21 protein-coding genes and 2 pseudogenes are annotated in these 15397 nt (G+C 58.3%); 10 read left to right on the forward strand and 13 right to left on the reverse strand.

All coding sequences use genetic code 11. From position 1 onward, the window contains the following. The coding region (locus QZT63_RS07520) for an aromatic ring-hydroxylating dioxygenase subunit alpha (RefSeq protein WP_290649960.1) at nt 1-959 on the reverse strand (959 nt) is incomplete at its 3' end. A 247-nt stretch (nt 960-1206) separates the two neighbouring features. Here QZT63_RS07520 and QZT63_RS07525 point away from each other — a divergent pair. Next, the gene (locus tag QZT63_RS07525; protein ID WP_290649961.1) at nt 1207-2118 is read left to right on the forward strand and encodes a LysR substrate-binding domain-containing protein; all 912 of its coding nucleotides are present in this window, start codon (nt 1207-1209) and stop codon (nt 2116-2118) included. Nucleotides 2119-2325: 207 nt separating this feature from the next. On the opposite strand, the gene QZT63_RS07530 is transcribed toward QZT63_RS07525, so the two are convergent. Continuing rightward, nucleotides 2326-3219: a LysR family transcriptional regulator gene (locus QZT63_RS07530; RefSeq protein WP_290649962.1), complete on the reverse strand. Its 894-nt coding sequence runs from the start codon at nt 3217-3219 to the stop codon at nt 2326-2328. Nucleotides 3220-3318: 99 nt separating this feature from the next. Between QZT63_RS07530 and QZT63_RS07535 the strand changes: the two genes are divergently transcribed. The 3 genes from QZT63_RS07535 (at nt 3319) to QZT63_RS07545 (ending at nt 5985) form a co-directional block, all read left to right on the forward strand. Further along, complete coding sequence (locus QZT63_RS07535) at nt 3319-3672, forward strand: NAD(P)H-dependent oxidoreductase (RefSeq protein ID WP_290649964.1); 354 nt, start codon at nt 3319-3321, stop codon at nt 3670-3672. Nucleotides 3673-4172: 500 nt separating this feature from the next. Further along, on the forward strand, nt 4173-5471 hold the full coding sequence (ltrA, locus tag QZT63_RS07540; RefSeq protein WP_290649966.1) for a group II intron reverse transcriptase/maturase: 1299 nt from the start codon (nt 4173-4175) through the stop codon (nt 5469-5471). Between the two features lie 70 nt (nt 5472-5541). Continuing rightward, a complete protein-coding gene (locus QZT63_RS07545; RefSeq protein ID WP_290649967.1) occupies nt 5542-5985 on the forward strand; it encodes an NAD(P)H-dependent oxidoreductase in 444 nt (147 codons plus the stop codon). Between the two features lie 122 nt (nt 5986-6107). On the opposite strand, the gene QZT63_RS07550 is transcribed toward QZT63_RS07545, so the two are convergent. Beyond that, nucleotides 6108-6545, reverse strand: a complete 438-nt coding sequence (locus QZT63_RS07550; RefSeq protein ID WP_290649969.1) for a hypothetical protein — start codon at nt 6543-6545, stop codon at nt 6108-6110. Nucleotides 6546-6558: 13 nt separating this feature from the next. Next, on the reverse strand, nt 6559-6765 hold the full coding sequence (locus tag QZT63_RS07555; RefSeq protein ID WP_290649971.1) for a DUF2892 domain-containing protein: 207 nt from the start codon (nt 6763-6765) through the stop codon (nt 6559-6561). Nucleotides 6766-6935: 170 nt separating this feature from the next. Between QZT63_RS07555 and QZT63_RS07560 the strand changes: the two genes are divergently transcribed. Both QZT63_RS07560 and QZT63_RS07565 read left to right on the forward strand, forming a co-directional pair. Next, nucleotides 6936-7577, forward strand: coding sequence for a Crp/Fnr family transcriptional regulator (locus tag QZT63_RS07560; RefSeq protein WP_290649972.1), 642 nt, complete (start codon nt 6936-6938; stop codon nt 7575-7577). Between the two features lie 78 nt (nt 7578-7655). Further along, nucleotides 7656-8021 carry an SDR family NAD(P)-dependent oxidoreductase gene (locus QZT63_RS07565; RefSeq protein ID WP_290649974.1) on the forward strand — a complete coding sequence of 122 codons (366 nt, stop codon included), beginning with the start codon at nt 7656-7658 and terminating at the stop codon, nt 8019-8021. Nucleotides 8022-8054: 33 nt separating this feature from the next. Here the strand turns inward: QZT63_RS07565 and QZT63_RS07570 are convergent, their stop codons facing one another. From QZT63_RS07570 to QZT63_RS07580, 4 genes and pseudogenes are all read right to left on the reverse strand, one after another. Continuing rightward, the gene (locus tag QZT63_RS07570) at nt 8055-8198 is read right to left on the reverse strand and encodes a type II toxin-antitoxin system RelE/ParE family toxin (protein ID WP_290649976.1); all 144 of its coding nucleotides are present in this window, start codon (nt 8196-8198) and stop codon (nt 8055-8057) included. Nucleotides 8199-8645: 447 nt separating this feature from the next. Beyond that, nucleotides 8646-8786: pseudogene (locus QZT63_RS07575) on the reverse strand (CarD family transcriptional regulator); the annotation flags it as partial. Nucleotides 8787-9357: 571 nt separating this feature from the next. Then, on the reverse strand, nt 9358-9723 hold the full coding sequence (locus QZT63_RS20035; RefSeq protein WP_366636335.1) for a tyrosine-type recombinase/integrase: 366 nt from the start codon (nt 9721-9723) through the stop codon (nt 9358-9360). Continuing rightward, nucleotides 9690-10505: a site-specific integrase gene (locus QZT63_RS07580; protein ID WP_290649977.1), complete on the reverse strand. Its 816-nt coding sequence runs from the start codon at nt 10503-10505 to the stop codon at nt 9690-9692. Before QZT63_RS07580 ends, QZT63_RS20035 begins: the two co-directional genes overlap by 34 nt. Before the next feature lie 109 nt (nt 10506-10614). On the opposite strand from QZT63_RS07580, the gene QZT63_RS07585 reads away from it, so the two are divergent. The 4 genes from QZT63_RS07585 (at nt 10615) to QZT63_RS07595 (ending at nt 13388) form a co-directional block, all read left to right on the forward strand. Further along, nucleotides 10615-11661 carry a hypothetical protein gene (locus QZT63_RS07585; RefSeq protein ID WP_290649979.1) on the forward strand — a complete coding sequence of 349 codons (1047 nt, stop codon included), beginning with the start codon at nt 10615-10617 and terminating at the stop codon, nt 11659-11661. A 193-nt stretch (nt 11662-11854) separates the two neighbouring features. Further along, entirely contained in the window at nt 11855-12085 is a 231-nt protein-coding gene (locus tag QZT63_RS07590) for a DUF4258 domain-containing protein (RefSeq protein WP_290649990.1), read from the forward strand. A gap of 12 nt (nt 12086-12097) precedes the next feature. Then, nucleotides 12098-12334 (forward strand): YgiT-type zinc finger protein, encoded by a 237-nt coding sequence (locus QZT63_RS20040; protein WP_366636338.1) that lies wholly within the window; start codon nt 12098-12100, stop codon nt 12332-12334. A gap of 823 nt (nt 12335-13157) precedes the next feature. Further along, the gene (locus QZT63_RS07595) at nt 13158-13388 is read left to right on the forward strand and encodes a hypothetical protein (protein WP_290649981.1); all 231 of its coding nucleotides are present in this window, start codon (nt 13158-13160) and stop codon (nt 13386-13388) included. A 67-nt stretch (nt 13389-13455) separates the two neighbouring features. Here the strand turns inward: QZT63_RS07595 and QZT63_RS07600 are convergent, their stop codons facing one another. The 5 genes and pseudogenes from QZT63_RS07600 to QZT63_RS07620 form a co-directional block, all read right to left on the reverse strand. Further along, nucleotides 13456-13728 carry a BrnA antitoxin family protein gene (locus tag QZT63_RS07600; protein WP_290649983.1) on the reverse strand — a complete coding sequence of 91 codons (273 nt, stop codon included), beginning with the start codon at nt 13726-13728 and terminating at the stop codon, nt 13456-13458. Then, on the reverse strand, nt 13712-14014 hold the full coding sequence (locus tag QZT63_RS07605) for a BrnT family toxin (protein WP_290649985.1): 303 nt from the start codon (nt 14012-14014) through the stop codon (nt 13712-13714). Before QZT63_RS07605 ends, QZT63_RS07600 begins: the two co-directional genes overlap by 17 nt. Before the next feature lie 304 nt (nt 14015-14318). Continuing rightward, a pseudogene (locus tag QZT63_RS07610) lies at nt 14319-14573 on the reverse strand (transposase); the annotation flags it as partial. A 314-nt stretch (nt 14574-14887) separates the two neighbouring features. Then, nucleotides 14888-15196 carry a hypothetical protein gene (locus QZT63_RS07615; protein WP_290649987.1) on the reverse strand — a complete coding sequence of 103 codons (309 nt, stop codon included), beginning with the start codon at nt 15194-15196 and terminating at the stop codon, nt 14888-14890. Nucleotides 15197-15199: 3 nt separating this feature from the next. Next, the coding region (locus QZT63_RS07620; protein WP_290649988.1) for an ATP-binding protein at nt 15200-15397 on the reverse strand (198 nt) is incomplete at its 5' end.

Consider the following 15397-nt stretch of genomic DNA (forward strand, 5'->3'; position numbering starts at 1 on the left):
ATTTGCAGTTTTTCAAGTGTCTGCTCATGCGACAGCGGCTGCAGCATGACAGCAAAGACATGATCGGCCTGAATACCGAGCAATACATTGGGGTAAAGCGACACATACTCAGCGTGACGCTGTTTATCAGAGGGCCAGTGCTCAAATTGTGGCAGGCTGAAACCCGCCATTTCTGCAAGGTTGTAGTTCAGAGTACCCTGGCCGGACATATGATCGTTGACCACCAGGTTGTAGTGCTTGGACAGGGGCGAGTACCTGTTCAGGGCCGGATGCACAGCAGGCAGGTGGTAGGACTCGCAGTAGTTTTCCACGGCGAGTTTCCAGTTGGCCTGAACGGTCAGCTCCATCTCGCTATGGGTGTGCGCCACGCGCACTTGGTTCAGGCCACCGACGCCGACAAATGCCTCCCAGCGGCTGACCAGAGGTTCGATGAATGTCGCAAAGTCTTCGGCGTCACCCGAGAGGTTGATGAATATCATGCCAAGCCAGCTGGCCGAGCGGACTTTTTTCAGACCATGCCGGCTTCGATCGAAGCCTGCGACTGTGTGCTGGCCCATCCCTGCGATATTGGGCGTGGCTTTAAGGTTGCCGTTCAGATCATAGTTCCAGCAATGATAGGGACACCGGAGTACATTGCGTACTTCGGTTTCTTCGCGCACCAGTATCATGCCGCGATGACTGCAGACATTGTGAAAGACATTAACTTCTCCTTCCCGGTTGCGCATGATGGCCAGCGGCAGGCCCATGAAGTTGATCGGCTTGGCAAAGCCCTCGCGCGGCAGTTCGCTAGTGAAGGCGATGGCGGCCCAGCGTCTGCCAATGACCTGGTCGCGTTCATACTGAAACAGAGCCGGGTCCTCATAGGTGGCATTCGGCATGCCGCGCGCGTCTGCGATGGGTCGGAGCACGGCTTCCAGGTCGGCCCGTGTTATCCGATGATTTGAACTGGGTGTTGTCATGGCGCGCGCTCCTGAGTGCTTGGCAGAGACCGACTAACCTGTCGATCGTAAGCAATGACGGGAACGCACAACAAACGACTAATCGGCCGGTATAACTTGAGAAAAAGTAAAGAAGTAAAGCCAGCCGACGCGTTTGTCTCAGGGCGACAGTGGCAGTCTGCAGAGCGTCTCGGTCCCCATGAGACATTGGTGATAATATGTAATCAAGTAAACTCGCTCTCGAAGTCACCACAGTGCGGATTCCGCCATGCGTATTCGCCCGCTGCCACCGCTGAACAGTCTGGTGGTGTTCGAGGCCGTTGCGCGGCACCTAAGCGTGACGAAGGCCGCCGATGAACTGAGGGTTACCCAGGGTGCCATCAGCCGGCAGGTGCGTCATCTGGAAGCCTATCTGGAAACGGCCCTGTTCACCCGCAAAAAAAAACGCCTGCAACTGACGGCAACGGGCCTGAGCTACTACAAGACCGTTAGGCCGCTGTTGCTGACACTCTCGGATGCCACAGCCGAGATCACTCAGGCGCGGGACGATGAGCCGATTACCGTAGTGACCACCAATGCCATGGCGTCGTTCTGGCTGCTGCCGAAGTATCAGGCGTTTCAGGAACTGTATCCCGACATCAACCTGCGCATTCTGGCGGTGGATTCACAGCAGGACATCCACCAGAGTGAATTCGACCTGGCACTGTTTTACCGCCGCGAACTGCCCCGGACATTGCGTAGCACACCGCTGTTTGAAGAGCAGTTGTTTCCGGTTTGCAGCCCGACCTTTCTGGCGCGCCATCCTGAGCTGCAGGAACTCTCCGATCTGTCACGTGTGAAGTTGCTGTCGCTGGACGTCAATGACGAGTGGTTTGGCTGGCCGGACTGGTTTGCAGAATTTGGTATTCCCTATGATGGAAAGACCCTGCAGCAGCTGAACATGAATAACTATCTTCTGGTGGTGCAGGCCGCGCTGAATGGACAGGGCGTGGCGCTGGCCTGGAAGCACCTGGTCGATGATTATCTCAACAGTGGTTTGCTGGTGGCACCGTTCAGCGCACGCTTTAAGACGCCGTCGCAGTTTTACCTGCTGGAGCCCGAGCGGCGGCCGAAACCAGGGGTTGACCGGTTTCGGCAGTGGTTATTGCAAACGGTGAATTCTGCAGCCCCTTCGCCTTAGGGTGGCGGCCCTTAAGATGCCGGCATCAGTGCGTCCATACCGATTCCATCACCCTGGAGTTCGTCCATGGCATCGAGCAGGGGGCCCCACAGGTATTCGGCCACTGCGCTGTCGCACAACAGCGGAAAGGCCGCACGCTCACCGACCCTGTGATTTACAACAACGCATGCTGAGCATGACCAGAACACTGGCTGGATAGATGCGGATTCAAGTGGCGCCACCAAGGCGGGGCCGTTGCGCCAGGGATTCCGCAGTGAAATCGGCAACGGCGCGGATTCGCCTCGTGTTGCGCAGATCCGGGTGAATCAGGATCCAGAGATCGGTGGCCAGTTCAGAGATGGGGTCGCTGAGGCGGGTTAGTCGTGGATCCGGGTCACCGATGTAGCAGGGCAGGATTGCGCGACCGATGCCGTCTCGCACGGCCGCTTGCATGCCGAGTACGGTATCGACCCGGAAGTGGCAGTGCGAATCGTGACCATGCGCTTGCATCCAGGTTTCCAGCAGGCGATACCCCATGCGTGCGTGAGGTCCGATCCATTGCTCGGATTGCGCGGCGGAGCTTCGCTCTCCCGCACCCTGTCCATCGATGCGCTGGTAAATCGCTTGCGCGACCACTCCGACGCGACGTCCCACCAGAAGTTCGGGCGGGTGCGACTCCGGCCGCACGGCGATGTCGGCCTCGCGGCGGGCGAGATCGGCCACCCGACTGGAGGCGACGACTTCCAGATCGATATCCGGATACGCCTGGCGAAATGCCGCGAAGATGGGTGACAGCAGCCCCACCAACAACGTGTCCGTTGTCGTCAGGCAGACCGTGCCCCACGGTCTGAGATCGCGCCCGACCACACGGCGCTCGATGTCGTTGACCTCCTCCGCGATTCGGGCGGCCGCGGCTGCGGCCTCCTCACCCGCAACGGTCGGCTTGTAGCCGGCGCGGCTGCGCTCGAACAGCTCCACGCCGAGGCGTTCCTCGATGGCCGCGAGTCGGCGGAACACGGTCGCGTGGCTCACGCCGAGCCGCCGACCCGCACCGGCAAGCGAGCCGGCACCGGCGATCGCTCCGATGACTCGTAGATCATCCCACGCCAGCTTTCTGTTCATTTGTGCAAACGTCTCTTGCATTGATTAGGGATTTATTTGCGCGATTGGGCGCCCTAGCATGATGGCATGTTTACGATGCACGCAGCCCGGAGGTACGCCATGCATGCTCTGATCGTCCTCGCCCATCCGGAACCCCGATCATTCAACGCCGGCCTGAAGGATGTCGCCCGGACTGCGCTCGAGGGGCAGGGACATCGGGTGGAGGTTTCCGACCTCTACGCCGAGGGCTTCAATCCGGTCGAAGGACCGGAGCACTACCGCAACCGCGAGTCCGCGGAAGTCTTCTCGCCACTGGGCGAACAGCGTCACGCCTGGAACAACGATTCCCTGCCCGCAGACGTTCGGCGCGAAATCGATCGCCTTGAGCGTGCTGAACTCGTGATCCTGCAGTTCCCGCTTTGGTGGCACGCACAGCCGGCGATCCTCAAGGGCTGGTTCGGTGCGCCAGGTTAAGCCCGGCGCTTTCAGCGGGTGCAATTCCCGCCCCGGAAAGGGGAACGAGCCGCCCCACCGGGAATCGAGTCTTGGGCTCATGAAGGTAACGACATGAGTTAAGCGTAGACAGAGCGATGTCCAGGCCGTAACGCAAGTGAAGCGATGGAGCCTCGTTACACATCCGGAGGCCGACAGGGTCGAAAACCTGGAAGGCTACAGTAGGCGACCGCCAATGGCGAGGTCGCTGGAGACTCCGGCGGGGTCTGAGAGCACGGCATGGACAGAAATGGAAGCGTCATGGCACCTGGGAGATCCACCGCCGTCTTGGTCTAGCGGTGCTGGGCTGGGTCGAGTATGCCGACCGAAAGGACCATCCTGAGGGAGGCAAAAGCGACGGTGGAAGTCGGACTCGTTGGTAGTACTCGGAGCGCGGGAAAGCCGCGCACATGGGGAAGCGGCGGGGCAGGTTGAGTTGCTGGTCCGGGGAAACATTCCCTGCACTCAGAGGTAGGAGAAGGATGTCCACGCAACTGGACCAGATCGTTGAGAAGGCGAAGTCGAATCCGAAGCTGCGCTTTACCGCGCTGGCGCATTTGCTTACACCGGAGTTTCTGAAGGAAACCTGGAGGCAGATGAATCGGCGGGGAGCAAGCGGGGTTGATGGAGAGACGACGAAGGAGTTCGAACGCGACTTGGACGGACGGGTCCAGGATCTGTGCGAGCGCTTGAAGCAAGGGGCCTATCGAGCGCCACCGGTACGCCGCGTGGAAATCCCGAAGGGTCCCGGCAAGGCGGGTACAAGGCCGTTAGGCATACCGACGGTTGAGGATCGCCTGCTGCAAAGAGCGGTAGCACGGATATTGGAGTCGGTGTTCGAGGCGGATTTCCTGGAATGCTCGTATGGGTTTCGGCCAGGACGTAACCCGCACGATGCCCTACGGGCATTGCGCGAGGTGATCGTGACGAAGAAGGCAGGGCACTTGTTCGAGGCCGATATTCGGGGATATTTCAACCACATCCAGCATGATTGGCTACAGAAGATGGTGGCTCATCGGATTGGAGACCCGGTCATCCTGCGCCTGATTGGCAAATGGTTGAACGCGGGCTTCATGGAAGGTGGAGTTGTGACGCGAACTGAGGAAGGGTCGCCGCAAGGGGGGCCGATCAGCCCGATCCTGGCGAACATCTACCTGCACTATGTGCTTGATCTCTGGTTTGAGAGGAAGGTTAAGCCGTGGTGCAAAGGGGAGGCGTACCTGACGAGGTTTGCCGATGACTTTGTGGTGAACTTCCAATACCGGCGCGATGCGGAAGGGTTCCATAAGGGCCTGACCAATCGATTCGGGAAATTCGGACTGGAATTGGCAGAGGAGAAGACGCGGCTGATGCGCTTTGGGCGCTTCGTGCGGACAGACCTGGAGAAGACCGGCGAAAAGCCGGGGACGTTTGATTTTCTGGGTTTTAAGCACGTCTGCGGAGTCGACCGGGGTGGCAAATTTGCCTTGGTGCGGATACCTTGCGTCAAAAGCTGCCGAAAGTTCCTGGCCAAGACCAAGGATTGGCTCAAGAGGCATATGCACTGGAAACGGCGCGACCAACAGCGTCAGTTAGCCTCGATGCTGCGCGGTTTCTATCAGTACTTCGGGCTCCACCACTGCAAACCGAAGCTCGACTCCCTACGTCGCGAGGTGCAGCGGCAGTGGCGCCATCGGTTGCGAAGACGCAGTCAGCGCCATCGCATGTACTGGAGCTACCTCAAGAGCCGATCCTGGTTTGAACTGCCTTATGCGGGCTCGACACGCCATGCGACGGTGTGACACGTCCTCGACGAGTGCAGCCTGGGGAGCCCGTTGCGGGAAATCCGCTCGGCGGGTTCTGCGAGGGGGGATGGGTTCAAGAGGGCGACCCTCAAGGCCCATCTCTACCCACCACCGTGTATTCATCAGCGGAGGGCTCTATACCAGCCGTATGCGTTATGATCGCGGCTACTTCCGCGGCAAGCGAGCCATCCTTTCGGTCACAACCGGCGCGCGCGCTGACGTGTTCGGTCCGGGCAGTCGCGGGGGTGATCTCGCCACCTTGCTGTGGCCGATTCAGTACTCGCTTTACTACATGGGCTTCTCGGTGTTGCCAGCCTTCATGAGCTATGGCGTTCAGGGACACGGCTATTCGTACGCCTCAGAAGACGCTGTCCGCGCCCAGCTGGAAGCCAACAAGACTGCGTGGGCGCGGCGCCTTACAAAGCTGCAGCACGATCACCCGATCCCCTTCCCCGGCTGGGACGACTGGGACGAACGCGGCCAGCTGCGTCAGGAGGCAGCGATCGCGTAGTGGAAACAGGGGCAGGGTAAATTGGAACAGTGTGCTCCGTGCTCAGCCATGCTCACTTCGTGAAGAAGGTACGCAGATAAGGCGCCGAGCCATCCGGCCCGGCGCCACCGTCACGCGAGAAGTCAGTTGTTGAAGAGCTTTGAGTCCGGCCGGGCCATGGCCTTGGCAATGGCATCCGGCCGAGCCACGGTCACCCCTTCACGGAGATCGTCCTCTGTCTCCGCCCTGTTCGGCAGGAAGATGGCGCAGACTTGCACCTCCACGTCCGCCGCCATCAGGCCGCCGAGCATCTGGCGAGGAGACGCATCCGCTGGCTGGACCACTTCCGAACCTGTATCGGACTCCTTCAGGGCGAGTTCCGCCGCCTCGTCACAGAGCAGGACCTGAGCACTGCCCCCTCCACGCAAGTAATGAGTGGTGAGGATCATGGCCATGGCCTGTGTCTCGTTCGATCCGGAGGTGACGAAGGAGATCAGGTGGTCTGGTTCGTCGGCATGCGCCGAGTGTCCAAGGATCAGGCCAGTCAGGAACACCAGTAGGACAGTGAGTCGTTTGGTCATAGCGTCGTTCCCCCTATCGGGCTAAGGAAGTTTTCGTCTTGCAGGTGGACAGACCCAGCGGACTGTAACCCGGGCAGAACCCCAGGGCCGCGGTGGCCAGAGGCACGAGCCCAATCCAGCCCCACGCAGTCTGCGGGCCAATAAACACGAGACTGATCAGGACCACACCGATGACAGCACGGACTACGCGGTCGATGGTGCCCATATTGCACTTGAACATGGCTGCCTCCTCTTGGCATGCGCTTCGCGATGGTATGTACAATGCGTGCATGCGCACGCGGCGTCAGTGACTAAGTCACATACGTCGCGCGCGCATGCCGAAGCCAAAACCCGGTGGGCAGTGCCACGCGGAAAGGGCGATCCGCGAGAGACGCCCACGGGAGACCGACCATGCAACTTGGAGAGCACCCCGCTTTTGCAGGCCTTGCCCCCGAGCTGCTGCAACGAGTAGAGCAGCGGACCCGGGTCATGGAGTTGCCGGCGGGACAGCAGGTGTTCCGGCCGGGCGATGCCTGCCAGGGCCTGCCCCTGGTGCTCGAGGGCAGCGTTCGGGTGCAGATGACCGGGAGCTCCGGCCACGAGATCGTGCTCTACCGCATCGGCGACGCCGACGTTTGCACACTCTCCATCGGCTGTCTCATGGCCGGGCGCGGATACCGGGCAGAAGCAACGGTGGAGATTCCCACCACCGTGGCGATGCTCCCCTACGGCCTGTTCGATGAACTCATGGAGCGCTCCTCGGCGTTTCGCCGGCACATCATGGCGTCATACGGGCAGCGTCTGGATACTCTGATGATGCTGGTGGAGGAGATCGCCTTTCAGCGCATGGACGTCCGCTTGGCGGAGTGGTTGCGCGCCCATGCCCCGGACAGTCCCCTGAACATGACCCACCAGGACCTGGCCGTGGAACTGGGAACCGCGCGCGAGGTTGTCAGCCGGCTGCTCAAGGACTTCGAACGGCAGGGCTGGATTCGCCTGGCCCGCGGGCGTATCGACATTCTCGGCGACGGCCCCATCGCCGCCGCTGTGTGACCTAATCACTGGGGCATTGCTGCTCGTGCGAGCAATGGGGGCTCTGCCCGATTTGGACAGTCGACTAATCCAGGTTGAGTGACCGAAATCTACGGTCTGATCGGCGCGGCGGACCTGCCGCCTTACCATGCCTCGAAGGGTGCGGTACGCCTGATGAGCAAGAACGATGCGCTGTTCTACGCGCAGGAGAAAACCCGGGTCAAGTCCATCCATCCGGCCTATATCTGGACCCCGCTTGTCGAGCAATTGGGCAAGCAACATCCCGATGGCAACGCATCCTCTCGCATTCGGATGGCGAGTGTTAGTTCAGGGTCGGTAGTTCAGGGTCGGTTGGTGAAGTTCAGGGCGATACGCAATCTCCCGACACTGTCAGGCGGCGTTGAGCGGTGTGGCTCGGACATTGCCAAGGTCGACACGCTGTTTCGCTATAGACCTCGCGAATGAACTCTCCTGGATGCGGCGGATTGTGCATCGTCATCAGTGATAATCCTCGTAGTCGAGTACATATGCATTGCCGTCACGGAATTCGAATGCCAGCCGCCAATTCCCGTTAATCCAAACGTACCAGCGGTCCTTATGACGCCCGCGAAGCCGATGCAGACGGAACCCGGGCACGTTCATATCCTCGATATCATTGCAGCGGTCTCCAGCGCAGCAAGCAGCATGCGCAACGCTTGCGCACGCTGCCGCTGGATTTCTGCCGAGCTGCCGGACTCATAGAACCGCTTCAGTCCCTTTTGACGGCACGATTTGATCATTGCCTGACGGTAGCATGTTGCGCATCACGCAACAACTAATCGTATGGACTGAAGCCGCCGAGAACACAACGGAGCGCCCACCTACAGAACTGCCGTTCATCACCGCGCTTGTGACCGGCAGCAACGGGTCGGAAACTGTCTTTCGGGCCAGGTCACCGTCTACGTAATCGGGGTCATGCTTGTGGCGCGGTTCGGGTCATCTAGTTAGTCGCCGCGGCCCCGATTGTGCCGGCCTCGTCGTTCTCAGGCTTGTTCAGCTCGGCGGCCCGCGGTCCCGGGCGCGCTTGGCGGCGCGCTTTTTGGCCTTCTACCACTTGTCGCTGCCCAGCTGGTGCAGCGGCACCGCGTCGCCCTCGGCGCCGGTGCAGCGGGAGATCGGATGCAGCGAGCTGACCGGCACGTAGAGCCTGTCGCCCTTGGCATACTCCAGGGTCAGGAACTCGCTGGTCTCGGCAATGAAGAGCACCCGGCTGGTGTCGTCCGAGAGATAGGTGGTCAGCCGCGCCAGCGGGTTGTCCGCCTGGGGCCGGTTGCGCAGATCCGGCAGCGGCTCGGCCTGGAAGACCACGTCCCGCGGGCGCGGGACCTCCGGCGCCGGGGTGTCGGCGTGCAGCACCACCTGGGGCAGGGTGTTGAAACGCTCGCGCAGGTCGTCCGGGCTGAGGAACAGCCGGTCGGGCGCCAGCAGCGGCCGTTCCAGGTCGTGGGGCGCTGCTCGTAGCGGTTGCGCACCTGTGTCCAGTAGGTGTTGGTCTGGCTGTCCGTTTACAGGCCGTACCAGTGCTCGCGGTTGCCCGCCTTGGCGGGGAGGGGCGGTGTCAGGGGTGAGGCGTGTTTCTCGGGCATGCAGTCCCGGCAGGTTGGTAGAGCGGGCCGCTATTTTAGCGGTGGACGGGGCGGGGGCAAAGGTCGGGGTGCCGCGGCTGCCTTGAAACTGTAGGTCAACAAGGGTGAGGATAGGCATATACCCGCCCGGACCCTACGGCAAGGAGTTTGTCTATGTCGTGTTGGCGGTAGCGTGCCTACCGCCCGGTCGTCGTGGCCACTACAGTCCGTCCAACGGACTCGCTCCGGTGCTTCCGGGCCAAGGTATGGGGCAAAGAGGCTTCGCCGTAACCATCGGCCAGGTCTCCGTCGTGAATGGCCTTTACCTGCTGCAATTGCCTTCTGAGCGGCTCCACGGTGGCTTGCGGAAGTGGTACCACGCGATCGTTGTTGCCTTTTCCGGCTCGCACGGTAATAGCCCGTCGGTCAAAGTCTACATCTTTAACGCGCAGTCGCAGTGCTTCCATGAGTCGCAAACCAGAGCCATAGAGCAGCGAAGCGACTAGATAGTAAACGCCGTTCAGCTGGTTCAGCAACGCTTTGACCTCTTGATGGGAGAGCACAACGGGAAGACGCTTAGGGCGTTTAGCCCGTTCAATTGCCTGGAGTTCCCCAAGTGGCCGCTGTAGTACATATCGGAAAAGAAAACCAACGCATTTAGTGCCTGGCTTTGGGTGCTGGCCGCTACGTTACGTTGAGTTACCAAACCGCTAAGAAACTCCTGCACGTCGGCTTCGCTCGCACTTTCTGGCGGTTTCGACTCCAAATACGCGATAAACCGGCACGTCCACGCCAAGTAGGTCTTTTCTGTGGTAATTGCTAAGCCCCTCGCAGCAACCGTGTTGGAGAAGGCCTCGAAAAGCTGAGGGTGGGCATGAACGATTGGCGCCAAGCGAGTGTCCGCCACGCGCTCTGCAAGCCGAACTGGGGTCGGTGCTGGGGCATCTCGCGCAGTGGAAACGTGCTCCGGTTCGAGCGTTTGGGCGGCATCCATCCAGTACTGCCAGTCAAACTGCTTCGCCCATGCAGTGTTAACAGTGCTATACAGCGTCTGTATAGCACGGACCACTTGCTGGTACTGCCAAGCCTTGAGGTTACCCTTATGGCCCAGTTGCCTCAGGTACTGCTGTACCGCTTCAGGCCCTAACTCGAGAAGCCTTTGGTCAGGGTGTGCATTGATGAACTGTTCTGCTCGCCTGACGTGCCACCGGTCGAAAGGTGGCTTGACGCCTTGCTTTCGGAGAGCCTGAATGTATCGATCCCAAAAGCGGGTGCGAGCATCTTCAACGTGCCGATCTACCATGATTCCTTGCTCCGTCAGTCCTTGACCATGCAGCATCAGCATGCGTGACTCCATGTGTGGGCATCAAGTACCTTGGCGGTGATACACAGCGTCTGCATATCACGACTTATACAGACGCAGTAGAATCAACTGTTATAAAGGATCGTGAAGAATGTCCGCTCTAAGTGAGTTAAAAAGCCAAAAGGGTTTATGGCTATTTGTAGTTCCGGTGAGTGGGATTAAATTACTGGATGCTATCGGTCAAGAGATCACGATTGACAAAATAACATTTGTAGGTCGAAAAAAATTACCAGCCGTTCGAAAAAGGCTTGGCTTTCCTCTCAAAATATCGGAGATAAAGAGTAGAATTAAAAAGGATGATTTCTTCGATGAATCAGAGGTGTATGCAGTTGCAAAATTTGGGGGGTCCGGTAAAGAGAAAGAGTTAGAGTTCCTGGAAACCGCTAGAGATGAACTGGATATACTTTCTTTGTCTCAACTAGGTTTTGGTCGAAGACGGCGCAACGCGTGTCTTTCAATAGCAAATGAAAATAGGCCCGGTTCTCTTAAATATTTCATGATGAATACAAAAGAGAAGTCTTGGTCTCTTAAGAGGCAACGCTCTGGCAAATTTATGACACTCGAGCTAGGGTCAGACTGGAAAAGGTTCCAAAAGCTAAGTTTTTTTGAAAGGCTTTTAGATGTGGTGAAGGGGAAGGAGAACATCTCTACTGGCTGGCAACGTGACATAAAAAATGCAGCCGTTTTGGCCGGTAAAAGTCAGTCATCCACCGAGCTCCCGCATGCTTTCTTGTGGAATATGATCGCTATAGAGACATTGCTTACTCATAGAGGTGACTCCTACTCGACTGCACTTCCTCAGAGGGTGGAGTCATTTATTGGCTGGACTACTGCTTGGGCAATGGATAACTTTGCAGAAAAAATTAGTGAGGTTTATACGAAGCGATGCGCTTTTGTTCATTCTGGAAAAAGTGACCAAATATCAATAAGCGACCTCCTGTTCACTGACATCATACTCGTAAATGTTTTGTACAACATTTTAGTGCACCTCGATATATTTTATGACAAGAACTGTCTAATTGACTTTTCAAAAAAAGTTGAGGCTGAACATATTTTGGGTGTTAAGCCACGAGTTCGGCCAGGCACCATTTCTTTCATTAATATGTCGTACTCTGATCCAGACTATGAGCGTTTATAACAATCGCAGGCACAGCGACGGCTTTTCCATTGCGGCTTCGCCTTCATTCCAAAGCCGCGCGTGCTGCGCGCGTTAGGCCCATCAAACTCATATCCAAGACTTGGGACAGTTCCAAGCAGACATTAAGTTCAGGTACATGCCACGAAGAATCATAGAACGGATAAGGGAGAAGATTCGACTTGGTCAATACGATATGACAGCCCATGCCATGGAAGAGATGGCTGAAGACGACCTTGATCTTCTTGATGTAGAACAAGCTGTGCTGAGCGGGCAAATAACCCGAATTGAGAAAAATGATCCTAGGGGAACAAAATACGTTATTGAAGGAACAGCATTAGATCAACAAATAGCCGTTGGAGTAGCCGGGCGAGTTACGAGCACTGAACGTTATTTGATCATTACTGTCTATGAAATCACTGATTGAGGAGTGGCTATCATGTACGGTTACAAGTGTGAATATTGCCAGGGAACAGTTCAACCGCGGGTTGTAAAGCGAGAAGCATTCAAGCACAAAAAAGGATTCATAATTCTGGAGGATATTACCATTGGCATCTGCGATGTATGTAAGAATAGGTACTATTCATCGGATATTCTTCATGCTGTCCATGACATCGCAACGGGAGCGAAGATGCCCGAGAGAAAGGAAGAAATTCCAGTCGCTCATTTGACATAGTATTGGACAGAAGCCTGGCTACACATAGAAAATGGGCCTAACACGGCGCTCAAAACGGGCCCGCGCTAAAGCGCGGGCCGGTTAGCTTGAGTCGTGTGTGCCGGGCATGGCACAGAGCTAGGGAGGTGAAAGTCCTCCTGCCAGGTGTTCGCAGAGCCGAAGGCTAGGAGAAGGGCAAGGGTGTGATCGCGAGGTGGCGTCTGAAGGAAGCCCAATCCAAAGCCACGGGGCTTTGGGCCGGAACCCGATACGAGGTGTGGTACATCCGGGGCGAGCTGGCACGTGACAGCGAAGCCCTCCATCTGCGACTGGGGTGTGCCTTATAAATCGGGCGTCTACGCGGTGAAAGTTCTGTGCCTTACCCCGGGAGGTCTGCCGTCTGTCCAGGGATGGGACTGCGCACTGGGAGACCGGTGCTGATCAGTCGGCAGACGTCAGCAAAGGGCATAGTAGGTCCCGGCGTGAGGGGCCTAAGGCCCGCACAGTGACAGGAGACGGACGCCTCGTGCAGAGTCACCGGATAGCATCTGACAAGCAGCGTGCGCTGCCCCTGGAGGCTCCGGAGGATGAACCGGTTGCTGGAAATCGGGGCGACGCCGACTCCGTTGATCTCTCACCGTTGCTGGAGCGTGCTGAGTCGGGACAACCTCAGCCGTGCCCTGCGACAGGTTCGCCGCAACAAGTCCGCGCCGTGCTAGATCATGCCGCGCACAGTGCAATGGTCGTATAGGTGCGGATTCTATTCGATTAAGGGACGCGAAGTCCGCTACGACACTCGCTGGCAGTGCATGAAGTATCTACCCCCTATGAGCAGGGGTGGTCGTTGCTGAAGAATGGCGAGCTGCTTAAGGTGGCGGAGGAAGGTGGGTATCATGTCTTCGTCACAACCGATACCAATCTCAAGCATCAGCAGAAACTTGCGAATCCGCGCCTGGGCATAGTCGTGCTGCTGGCCACGAGCTGGCCAAGGATGCAGCGAGTGATTCCGGCCTTCGTCGCTGCAATCACCGCAGCGACGTCTGGCAGCTACACAGAGGTAGAGATACCTGAGTGACTGCCAGTGAGATGCCAAGAGCGGCTAACAGATCACTGCGGCTCAGCTCTGCATTAGCGCCGATGGATTATTTGCCGTGCCGGTCTATGTCTTCGGCGAGCCAGGCCTTAATCAGCGATTGGTACGGAACGTCGCGCTTGTTCGCCTCTACCCTGATACGCTCGAGAAGCGACACGGGAAGACGAAGCGAAATCGTCTTGGTGGATGGCTTGAGATTCGGAAGCTGCACTGACTCCGCCTGGCTCCAATCGATGTACTCCGAAGAATCCTGGCTCTCCCAGAAGGCGCGTTCTTCGGTCTCGCTAGAGAACTGGGGTGGCTTTTTAGGTCGCTCGCTCATAGATGGATCGCTCCTTGCGGTGCATATCGCGGGCGGAAACTAACCGGATCAAGGTGTCGTCCTCGCGAAGGGTGAAGGTGATGTGCAGTAGCCGATTCCCATCGGTCCTGCCCAGCGCGTGATAGCGGGATTCGTGCTGACTATGATCTTGGTCCCGAGCAATGAGAAGCGGCTGGTTGAAGAAGGCTTGTTCGGCCTCAGCCTGGCTAACCCCGTGCTTGTCCGAGCTCTTGCGCGAATTGCCCGCATCCCATTGAAAACCCGAGACTTTCCGCCACTCGATCATTTATGTATATTACCACCATATACGGAAAGACGGCAACAGGGGCGGGCGCTAACGAATAAGCGTGGATTGTGTGAGCGGAGCGAACCACAATCTGACCCATTTGTTGGACGAGCCCGATGCTGATCAGTACTCCTGAAAAGATCTCTGCGGATGTCACGCTGTGTCATGCCCGCGAGTTGCTGGCGGGCACTCAAGCATGCAGGGCGTCTCTGCCATGGCGGTGGGAGAGCGGCCTGTCGGCCCTTTTGTGCTCAGCAGATCGCGTATTCTGGCCGAGCGCGGCTATCAGCTTGCGGCACGCTGGCAGCAGCCACAGGAAATCCTCACCGGCGAGGGTGCGGGTTTCATCGCGTTTGGTCTTGCTGCTGCGGTACCGGAAGGTGACTCGGCCGTTGTGGCAGGCGAGGATGTCCTGTTCCTGGATCACGCCCCGGTAGAGATGGCGTCCGAGATACACCAGGGCCTTGTTGCCGCCACCGACGCTTTGGCAATCGACGACCCAGTGTTGGGGATGGCTGGGTGGCAGCGACAGAGCGGCCTGGGTCAGCTTGTCGAGCATTCCTAACGGCTTGTGCTGTGACCAAAGTGCCCGAGCCAACAGGCGGGAGCCGCTCAGAGGGCACGGTAGAACTTTCTTACGAACATGGCTCGATGGAATAGGTAACAGTTGATGCAACCGGCGGCCAGCAGAATGCTGCAGAACGGTGCCGAGCGTGGGGATATGACGACGCTGTGGCTTTTGGTGTGCGTATTCCGCTGAAGCCGGCCACCCATTCCACGCGAAAGCGGCCACCCAGTCCACGCGAAGCCGGCCACCTGTTCCACGGCAAGCCGGCCACCCATCGGAGCGAAGCGACGCGGGTAGGTGCATTGTTATCTGACGGTGGTCCGTGGCGTCAAATCGTCATAGGGCCCGAGCAGGTAGTCGGCGTAGGCGGAGGATAATTGTGTATCCACAATGGCGTCGATGACCTCGCGCTGCAGCCATTGACTCACGGCGACACGGCCGGGGTCGTTGTGCTCGTCGGGTCGTTGCTGCAGCCAGCGGCGCACGGCCTGATGAGCCTGTGGGGATTGGGGCATGTGACCGAGGCGCAGTGCCAGGTAGCTGGATAAGTGTGTATCCACGCTGACGGTGGTTCGGCGGTGGCCGTGGCGGATGTGGTAGCGGGTAAAGCGCATGGGTCAGTCCTCTTGTTGGGTGCGTGTGTGTGAGGCGCGAGCGGCTTGGCGTTTGCGCATGGACTCGCCGCTGAGGGTGATGCGATAGGCGTTGTGGACCAGGCGATCGAGGATGGCGTCGGCGAGCGTGGGGTCGCCGATACGCTCGTGCCAGTGTTCGACCGGGAGCTGGCTGGTGACGAGGGTGGAGCGGCTGGCGTG

It is taken from the genome of Aquisalimonas sp., from assembly GCF_007120195.1.
GTDB lineage: Bacteria > Pseudomonadota > Gammaproteobacteria > Nitrococcales > Aquisalimonadaceae > Aquisalimonas.

Coding starts and splice junctions, on each gene's coding strand:
- QZT63_RS07525 (WP_290649961.1), top strand. CDS start 1,207: ATGCGTATTCGCCCGCTGCCACCGCTGAACAGTCTGGTGGTGTTCGAG.
- QZT63_RS07530 (WP_290649962.1), bottom strand. CDS start 3,219: ATGAACAGAAAGCTGGCGTGGGATGATCTACGAGTCATCGGAGCGATC.
- QZT63_RS07535 (WP_290649964.1), top strand. CDS start 3,319: ATGCATGCTCTGATCGTCCTCGCCCATCCGGAACCCCGATCATTCAAC.
- ltrA (WP_290649966.1), top strand. CDS start 4,173: ATGTCCACGCAACTGGACCAGATCGTTGAGAAGGCGAAGTCGAATCCG.
- QZT63_RS07545 (WP_290649967.1), top strand. CDS start 5,542: ATGGGTTCAAGAGGGCGACCCTCAAGGCCCATCTCTACCCACCACCGT.
- QZT63_RS07550 (WP_290649969.1), bottom strand. CDS start 6,545: ATGACCAAACGACTCACTGTCCTACTGGTGTTCCTGACTGGCCTGATC.
- QZT63_RS07555 (WP_290649971.1), bottom strand. CDS start 6,765: ATGTTCAAGTGCAATATGGGCACCATCGACCGCGTAGTCCGTGCTGTC.
- QZT63_RS07560 (WP_290649972.1), top strand. CDS start 6,936: ATGCAACTTGGAGAGCACCCCGCTTTTGCAGGCCTTGCCCCCGAGCTG.
- QZT63_RS07570 (WP_290649976.1), bottom strand. CDS start 8,198: ATGAACGTGCCCGGGTTCCGTCTGCATCGGCTTCGCGGGCGTCATAAG.
- QZT63_RS07580 (WP_290649977.1), bottom strand. CDS start 10,505: ATGCTGATGCTGCATGGTCAAGGACTGACGGAGCAAGGAATCATGGTA.
- QZT63_RS07585 (WP_290649979.1), top strand. CDS start 10,615: ATGTCCGCTCTAAGTGAGTTAAAAAGCCAAAAGGGTTTATGGCTATTT.
- QZT63_RS07590 (WP_290649990.1), top strand. CDS start 11,855: ATGACAGCCCATGCCATGGAAGAGATGGCTGAAGACGACCTTGATCTT.
- QZT63_RS20040 (WP_366636338.1), top strand. CDS start 12,098: ATGTACGGTTACAAGTGTGAATATTGCCAGGGAACAGTTCAACCGCGG.
- QZT63_RS07600 (WP_290649983.1), bottom strand. CDS start 13,728: ATGAGCGAGCGACCTAAAAAGCCACCCCAGTTCTCTAGCGAGACCGAA.
- QZT63_RS07605 (WP_290649985.1), bottom strand. CDS start 14,014: ATGATCGAGTGGCGGAAAGTCTCGGGTTTTCAATGGGATGCGGGCAAT.
- QZT63_RS07615 (WP_290649987.1), bottom strand. CDS start 15,196: ATGCGCTTTACCCGCTACCACATCCGCCACGGCCACCGCCGAACCACC.